The organism is Azovibrio restrictus DSM 23866 (assembly GCF_000429665.1).
Taxonomy (GTDB): domain Bacteria; phylum Pseudomonadota; class Gammaproteobacteria; order Burkholderiales; family Rhodocyclaceae; genus Azovibrio; species Azovibrio restrictus.
This window is the reverse complement of record NZ_AUCH01000039.1, coordinates 1-2,384: the sequence shown is the minus strand read 5'-3', so window position 1 is coordinate 2,384 and position 2,384 is coordinate 1. Positions and strand designations below refer to the sequence as shown.

General features: G+C 67.4%; 1 protein-coding gene and 1 pseudogene. Both read right to left on the bottom strand.

Features of this window, described 5'->3' with window-relative positions; all coding sequences use genetic code 11:
* On the bottom strand, positions 1 to 2,037 hold a 2,037-nt coding region (locus tag G474_RS0117605), incomplete at its 3' end, for a Tar ligand binding domain-containing protein (RefSeq protein ID WP_026688106.1).
* Positions 2,038 to 2,090: 53 nt separating this feature from the next.
* Positions 2,091 to 2,384, bottom strand: a pseudogene (locus G474_RS23820) (methyl-accepting chemotaxis protein); the annotation flags it as partial.

The window sequence follows — 2,384 nt, the reverse complement described above, 5'->3', positions numbered from 1 at the left end:
CTCTTCCGTCCGGCTCGACAGGTCCGTGTTCCCCGACGCGATCTCCTGCGCCGCCGTGTTGATCGCCTCCGTGGATTCCTGGATCCGGCGCACCAGTTCCCGCAGTTGCAGCACCGTGGCATTGGCGTCGTTGCGCAGCCGCCCCAGGGAACCCTGGTACTCGCTCACCACCGTGGCGGACAGATCTCCCTGGGCCACCCGGGCCAGCAGGGCGCCGATTTCATTGACCGCCTGGCTGCTGGTTTCCAGCAGCTGGTTGATGCTGTGCCCCAGCTCCCGGTAGAAACCTTCCAGGGCATCCGCATCCAGGCGAGCCTCCAGGTCGCCGGTGGAAGCCTTGGCGATCAGCGCCGCCACCTCCCGCTGGGCGAACAGTTCGGCCGTGCGGTCCACCCACTCGCCCACGGTCCCCAGGCGCTGCCCCTGGTCGTTGAAGATGGGGTTGGTGATGACCAGATAGGTCCGCCCGCCGATGTCCATTTCCGTCTTGCGGGTCGTCTCCAGCTGGCGCAGCCGGGCCAGGGCCTCGGCCGGGTTGTCGTAGAAGACACCGATGCTGCCGCCCACGAAGCTGTCGGCGGAGAACCCGGGAATGCGCCGGGCCAGGGGTGCCTCGATGGCTTTCAAGGTCTGCAGCAGACCCCGGTTGGCGTAGATCACCTGGCCGTCGTTGTCGGCGATGCGGATGTTGCCGGAGACGAAATCCAGGGCGTTCCTGACGCGCAGGTTTTCGTCGGCCACCCGCTTGGCTTCCTGGACATCGAAGCCCAGACGGGTCTGCATGGACTCCAGGCCCTGCTCCACCTGGCCAATTTCGTCATCGTGGGAAATATCCACCCGGTTGCGGTAATTGCCGGCCGCCAGCTCCCGGAACACCCGCACCACCTCCCGCAGGCGGCGGTTGATGATACCGACGGTCATCAGGGAGAACGCCAGCCCCACGATCAGGGCCACCACCACGCCGCCGGCCGTCCAGGCCATGATGTCGGCGCGCAGCTGCTCCGAAGCCTGCATCTGCCGGCGGGCTTCGCTTTCCTGGTAATCGATGAGCGCCAGGGCCTGAAGCTCGGCCTTGCTCATGGCCGGATTGATCTGGGTCAGCAGCAGCACCTGGACATCGTCGTAGCGGCCGTCGGACAGGGCCGACAGGGCCGGCTGCAAGCCCTTCTCCACCAGGGTCTGCAGGGCGGCGCTGAAGCTGTCCCGCATCTGCCGATGTTCCTCCTGGGCAAAGTCATTGCCCTGCACGTACTGGCGCCAGTGCTGCTCGGCAGCCCGGATGCCCTTGCCCAGGGCATCCAGATGCACCCCCACGGGATGGTCGTGCTGATTGCTGTACTTGTTTTCCGGCGCATGCTGCAGGGCCAGCATGACCTGGGCCCGGGCGTTTTCCATGGCGGTACGCACATGCCCCAGGTGCACGGCCGGCACCGTGCGCTCCTGATACATGCTGACGGTGCCGGCATGCATGACCCCCAGGTTGTAGGCGCCCAGGCCGGCCTGGACCGCCAGGATCACCAGCATGATGCCGGAGAGCAGGAACAGCCTGGCCTTCACCGACATCTGGCTGAGCCAGCCGGCGCCCCCGCTGCGCACCTGGCCCTTGATGATGCGCCGCTTGCCCTGGCGCCCCTCCCGGAACAAGCGGTAGGCCGCCTCGGCCGCCTCCACCTGTTCCCGGGCCGGCTTGCGCCGCACCGACAGGTAGCCCACGGCCTGCCCCTGTTCGAACAGGGGGGTGGCATGGGCTTCCACCCAGTAGTGGTCGCCGTTCTTGCAGCGGTTCTTGACCAGCCCCACCCAGGGCTCCCCGGCCTGCAGGCTGCGCCACATGTCGGCAAAAGCCGCCTCGGGCATGTCCGGGTGGCGCACGATGTTGTGGGGCTGGCCCAGCAACTCGGCCTCGGTGAACCCACTGATGTCGAGAAAGTCCTTGTTGATGTAGGTGATCTGCCCCTTGAGATCGGTCCTGGAGACGATCAGGGTCTCCTCTCCCAGGGGTATTTCGACGCCCGTTACCGGCTTGTTGTTACGCATGTGCACTCCCATATCCGTGCGCTGCGGCCGGGGAGAAGCCCCCTGGCCGCAGCTCAAAATTCTTCCCATTCTTCGCCGGCATGGCCCCGGGGCACCGCTGCGGGTTTGCGCCCGCCCAGCTTGCCCAGCTCGTGCAGGGGATTGGCGGCAGGCGAGGCCAGGGCCGGGCGCGAATGCGGCGCCGCCGGGGCGGGACCGCCATGGCCGCCGGTGCGGAACACGGAAACGGCCTGGGCCAGGCTGCGGGCCTGCTCCTCCAGGCTTTCCGCCGCCGCCGCCGCCTCTTCCACCAGCGCCGCGTTCTGCTGCGTCATCTCGTCCATCTGGCTCACCGCCAGACCCACCTG